Below are 5,219 nucleotides of genomic sequence, written 5' to 3' on the forward strand. Positions count from 1 at the left end.
TTGGCACACTATTGAGTTCTCAAACAACAGGCACTACCGGCACCAAAAACCCTGCAAAACCAGGACCCCATCGCTCCGGAGCAACTTCACAAGCTTACCCGCACCAGCCCATCCCCGCAAATCCGCTCCCCCGCACCACCACCGGACAAACCGGCACCAGCACAACAGAACCAACCCGCAACAACAGACACCAAACCAAGACCACCCCCGACCCGTGCACAGCACACACCAGGAAAGCCTCAGAAATTTGTGTGGGTTTCGCCGCCCTCACCGGGGCAACTCCATAACTATACGACCCCTCCACCCCAAACACAAATCCCCCTCCCCACCCCCACCACACCCACCAAAACCGGGGGCGTGGTGGGGGTGGAAGCGGCCTCCAGACTCTCTGTCAGACGGGCACCAGGGCCGGTGCAGCCGCGGGCGGCCTGCCTGCACCTTCCCGGATTCCTCGACAGCAACGCCGTGCCGCGGTATGCATGTCGGATGGCGATACTCGGATTTCATGCGTCCCACGAACAGATCAGCCCATCGCGCCTGCTGGAGGACGTGGTGCTGGCCGAGCAGGCCGGCTTCGATGCGGCGATGTGCTCGGACCATATAGAACCGTGGTCGGAGCGGCAGGGCCATGCGGGGTTCGCCTGGTCCTGGCTGGGCTCGGCCCTTGCCCGGACCGACCTCCGTTTCGGCGTGGTGACTGCTCCCGGGCAGCGGTACCACCCGGCGATCCTCGCCCATGCCTCGGCGACACTCGCGGACATGTATCCCGGCCGGCTCTGGGTCGCCTTGGGCAGCGGCGAAAACATGAACGAGCACGTCACCGGCGAGGCCTGGCCGCCCAAGGACGTCCGGCAGCGGCGTCTCGAGGAATGCGTGTCGGTCATCCGCCGGCTGCACAGCGGCGAGGAGGTCACCCATCGGGGTCTGGTCACCGTCGAGCGGGCGCGGATCTGGGATGCACCGGCCACACCGCCGCCGTTGATCGCCCCTGCCGTCACCGTTGATACCGCACGGCGTTCCGCGGTCTGGGCCGACGGGCTGGTGACGATCAACCAGCCGCATGAACACCTGCGCAAAATGCTGGCGGCGTACCGGGACGCGGGAGGCACAGGCACGGCAACCCTGCAGGTGCACCTTTCCTGGGCGCCCACCGAATCGGAGGCCATTGGCATCGCCATGGACCAGTGGAAGAACAACACCTTCGCCCCACCGATACCGTGGGACCTTCCAACCGCCGACTATTTCGACGCCGTAGGCCGCGACGTGGGTGAGGAGGCGGTGCGCACGTCCGTCAATGTGTCGGCCAGCACCGGTGAACACGCTCAGTGGCTGCAGGAGTACCTGGAGCTTGGCTTCGACGAAATCTACCTCCACTTCGTGGGCCAGGACCAGCAGCCCTTCATCGACGCTTTCGCCGCCAAGGTGCTGCCCGAGCTTCGCTGAGCGGGAGGTCAACGCGCCCACCGCTGGATACCGCCGTCGCAGTAGGAGAGGGAAGAATGAAGACCACGGAGACATCGGATCTTTGGTGGAAGAACGCCGTGGTGTACTGCCTCGACGTCGAAACCTTCTACGACTCGAACGGCGACGGCTTTGGTGATTTCGCCGGCCTTGCGGAGCGGGTGCCCTATCTGGCTGACCTCGGCGTGACCTGTATCTGGCTGATGCCGTTCTATCCCACCCCGGACCGCGACGACGGCTACGACATCACCGATTTCTTTGGAGTGGACAGCCGGCTCGGGACGCACGGCGACGTCGTCGAGTTCCTTCGGACGGCCAAGGATCAGGGCATCCGAGTCATAGCGGACCTCGTGGTCAATCACACCTCCGATCAGCATCCCTGGTTCCGGTCCGCCGTGGAGTCGAGGGACAGCCCTTTCCGCGACTTTTACGTTTGGCGCTCCGATGCCCCGCCGGACACCTCGGCCGAGGTCACCTTCCCTGACCAGGAGGATTCCATCTGGACCCGGTCCGAGCCGACGGGTGATTGGTACCAGCACCGCTTCTATCGGCATCAGCCGGACCTGAATGTCGCTAATCCGCGGGTCCGCGACGAGATCGCCAAGGCGGCAGGCTTCTGGCTCCAGCTGGGCATGAATGGGTTCCGGGTCGACGCCGTGCCCTTCTTCCTCGAGCTGACCGGGGCGCAGTCGGAGGAGCTGCCGGAGCCGCATGAGTTCCTCAAGGACCTTCGGCGCTTCCTCGGCCGCCGGAGCCCCGGTGCGATCCTTCTGGGTGAAGTGAACCTTCCCTACGAGGCCCAGCTGCGGTTCCTCGGCGGAGAGGCCGCCGACGAGCTCACAATGCTTTTCGATTTCATTGGAATGCAGAACCTCTACCTCGCCCTGGCGCGCCAGGAGGCCGCCCCGCTGGCCGCCGCACTCCTGGGCCGTCCGGAGACGAATCCCGACAGCCAGTGGGCGACCTTTCTGCGCAACCATGACGAGCTGACCCTCGACAAGCTCACCGAATCGCAGCGGCAGGAAGTGTTTGCTGCCTTCGGCCCGGAGGAGACCATGCAGGTTTACGGACGTGGACTCAAGCGGCGCCTGCCACCGATGCTCGGTGGCGACCCGCGCCGTATCCGGATGGTGTACTCCCTGCTCTTTTCACTTCCCGGAACACCCGTCCTGTTCTACGGCGAAGAAATTGGCATGGGCGAGGACCTCGCCGCGGAGGGGAGGCTGGCCGTCCGCACCCCGATGCAGTGGACCGACGGGAAGAACGGTGGGTTCTCGAGCGCTGAGGAGGACAACCTCGTTGCCCGCCCTGTCCAGGGCGAATATGGCCCGGATGCCGTCAACGCCGCCGGGGCCCGGCAAAATCCGGAGTCGCTCCTTCACTTCCTGGCTGGACTAATCCGCCGCTACCGGCAGTGCCCGGAACTTGGCTGGGGAAGCTTTGAGGTCCTGTCGCAGGCCAATCCTTCGATCCTGGCCCACCGCTGCACCTGGGAAGCCTCGAGCATGGTCCTCGTCCACAATTTCGCTCCGTCAGCGGTTTCCGTGACGCTGGACGTCACCAGTTCCCGGCACAGCGCCAGTGACCTCGACGGAAAGACCCTGCTCGATCTGCTCGGCGGGACTGGACCGCGGATTTCACGAAAGGGAACAGTTAACCTCGACCTTGAACCATATGGCTACCGGTGGCTGCGGATCCCCGACCCCGACGACCATCGACTTCCCTGAGGCGTTCGCCTGCCGCGGCGGGAGGCTACGCCCGGCCCGTCAGGATCAGCTTCCAATAGACCTGAGGGAGGACCCTCCGCTCGAGCAGCCACGTCAACCGCCGTTCGCGTGCCAGATCCTTCCACCCCGGCACCGTCGGCTTTGGCCGGTACCGATCGTCGAACTCGGAGAAGACGACGGTTGAGCGTGACACGGTGAAGGGGCATGCAGAGTAGTTGTTGTACTTCTTGCCGGGTTTCCTGCCCTTGCGTGCGGCCAGAAGGTTTTTCGCCAGAACGGCCGTCTGCATCCTCAAAGCGGCGCCGGACTTCGAGTTCAGCGTTCCCGCCGCATCACCGAGGGACCATACCGAGGGGAACCGCGCGTGCCGCAGCGTCTTAGGATCCACCTCGACGAAGCCGCCGGGATCGCCGTCAGCGGGAAGGGCCGAGGTTTTCAGCCAGTCGGGCGCGGACTGGGGCGGCACCGCGTGGAGGACGTCGTAGGGAAGCCGCTCGCTGGTGCCGGCCGGAGTGTTGCGCACGACGACGCTGCGTCCCTCGGGGTCAACCTCGGCGAGTTCGCTGTCGCAGCGGAGTTCGATGCCGTACTCGGCGATCTTGCGGTTGAGCTCCTCGTCGATCAGTGGCATTCCGAAAACAGTCGGGGTCGGGACGATCAGCACGACCCGGATGTCGTCGAGCACCCCCTGCGCACGCCAGTAGTCACAGGCGAGGTACATCGGCTTCTGGGCGGCACCGGCGCAGGTGGCAGGACCGGGCGGCTGGCTGAAAACCACGGTGCCGCTGCGGAGTTGGCGCAGCAGGTCCCATGCCTTGGGTGCCAGTTCGAATTCATAGTTGGACCCGCCGAAGGGGGACGCCATCGCCTGGGCGAGGCCCGGCACGGCGTCCCAGTCCTTCTGGATCCCGGGGCACACGACGAGGTTGTCGTACTTCAGGCTCGCGCCGGAGGAAAGGGTGACGGCGCGGGCGTCCGGCTGCACGCTCGTCACCTCGCCCTGGATCCAGGCGACCCCACGGGGCATGACCTTGGACTGGGGACGGACGGCGTCGGCGGGTTTCGCCGTGCCGCCGGCAATGTGTGAGAAGAGCGGCTGATAGAGGTGGTGCGTGCGCGGTTCAACAATCGCAATGTCGCGGACACCGTAGCGCTGCAGCCGCGCTGCCAGGGAGATTCCTGCGTTCCCTCCCCCAACGACCAGCACCTCGTAGTGATCCTTCGGGCCGGAAGCCGGGCTGTCCGGAGACACCGGACTCCCTGTCCCCGGATGTGCCATACCTGAACGGCGCAGGCGGTTCGTCGAACCCACTGATACCTCTTCTTCCTCCGAGGACGCGCGCTCTCAGGGCTGGCAGTCTCGGACCGAGTGGTGGCACCAGGCGTTGGCAACCTGGCTCGACCCTACAACGGTTCACGTGCCGTCGGCAGTTCCTTTGCGGCCTTGACCTGGGTCCTTTGGGCCTCAAGCAGCGCCTCGGGGCCCCCAGCCGTCCCCGACCGGGTCGACCATGGTGTCACAACCAGTTGGAACTCGTCTTCGTAGAGAACGGTGCCCGGGTCGGTCGAGCGGACCTCCCGCCACGGGACCGCATAGCGGTCAAGGAGGGCCAGATATCCGGGGATCCGCTCCAGGAGGTGCGCGGCGGACACCTTGAACCAGGCCTGGGCCGTCGGGTTGAGGGTGCGGTCGTACACCGAAGCATCGACCAGCTGGGGGTTGATGTAGGCCGCGTCGTACCAGAGGTTCGACGCAAGCCACCAGGAATGGTCGGTCTCACTCAGGCGGCCGTCGCGGGCCAGCGCGTTGGCAAGACCGAAAATACCGGGGTGGATCCCCCGGGCATTGCGTTCGGACCCCTCATAACGCACGAAGCCGGCCTGGGGTTCTTCGGGGTGAAACGGCATACGCCGACTGTATCGGTGGTGGTGGTTAAAGGGGTGCAGGCCCCACCGGTGGTGGGGCCTGCAGCCTAAGGGTGGTCCGGCGGTGTCCTACTCTCCCACACTCTCTCGGGTGCAGTACCATCG

Annotated in this window: 4 protein-coding genes; 2 read left to right on the forward strand and 2 right to left on the reverse strand. The window is 65.4% G+C overall.

Translation table 11 applies throughout. The features are described from left to right. Positions 1-486 precede the first annotated feature (486 nt). Complete coding sequence (locus tag QZX79_RS18340; RefSeq protein ID WP_294570841.1) at positions 487-1,443, forward strand: TIGR03885 family FMN-dependent LLM class oxidoreductase; 957 nt, start codon at positions 487-489, stop codon at positions 1,441-1,443. Between the two features lie 56 nt (positions 1,444-1,499). Beyond that, complete coding sequence (locus QZX79_RS18345) at positions 1,500-3,188, forward strand: alpha-amylase family protein (protein WP_294570843.1); 1,689 nt, start codon at positions 1,500-1,502, stop codon at positions 3,186-3,188. A 25-nt stretch (positions 3,189-3,213) separates the two neighbouring features. On the opposite strand, the gene QZX79_RS18350 is transcribed toward QZX79_RS18345, so the two are convergent. Together QZX79_RS18350 and QZX79_RS18355 are read right to left on the reverse strand one after the other, a co-directional pair. Continuing rightward, positions 3,214-4,395 (reverse strand): NAD(P)/FAD-dependent oxidoreductase, encoded by a 1,182-nt coding sequence (locus QZX79_RS18350; protein ID WP_294570845.1) that lies wholly within the window; start codon positions 4,393-4,395, stop codon positions 3,214-3,216. 197 nt (positions 4,396-4,592) lie between these two features. Further along, the gene (locus QZX79_RS18355) at positions 4,593-5,096 is read right to left on the reverse strand and encodes a hypothetical protein (RefSeq protein WP_294570846.1); all 504 of its coding nucleotides are present in this window, start codon (positions 5,094-5,096) and stop codon (positions 4,593-4,595) included. Between the last annotated feature and the right edge of the window lie 123 nt (positions 5,097-5,219).

This window comes from uncultured Arthrobacter sp. (assembly GCF_902805515.1).
Lineage (GTDB): Bacteria > Actinomycetota > Actinomycetes > Actinomycetales > Micrococcaceae > Arthrobacter_D.

Bases quoted from the DNA above. Each gene is read 5' to 3' on its own strand.
- QZX79_RS18355 (WP_294570846.1), bottom strand. From the start codon at position 5,096: ATGCCGTTTCACCCCGAAGAACCCCAGGCCGGCTTCGTGCGTTATGAG.
- QZX79_RS18345 (WP_294570843.1), top strand. From the start codon at position 1,500: ATGAAGACCACGGAGACATCGGATCTTTGGTGGAAGAACGCCGTGGTG.
- QZX79_RS18340 (WP_294570841.1), top strand. From the start codon at position 487: ATGGCGATACTCGGATTTCATGCGTCCCACGAACAGATCAGCCCATCG.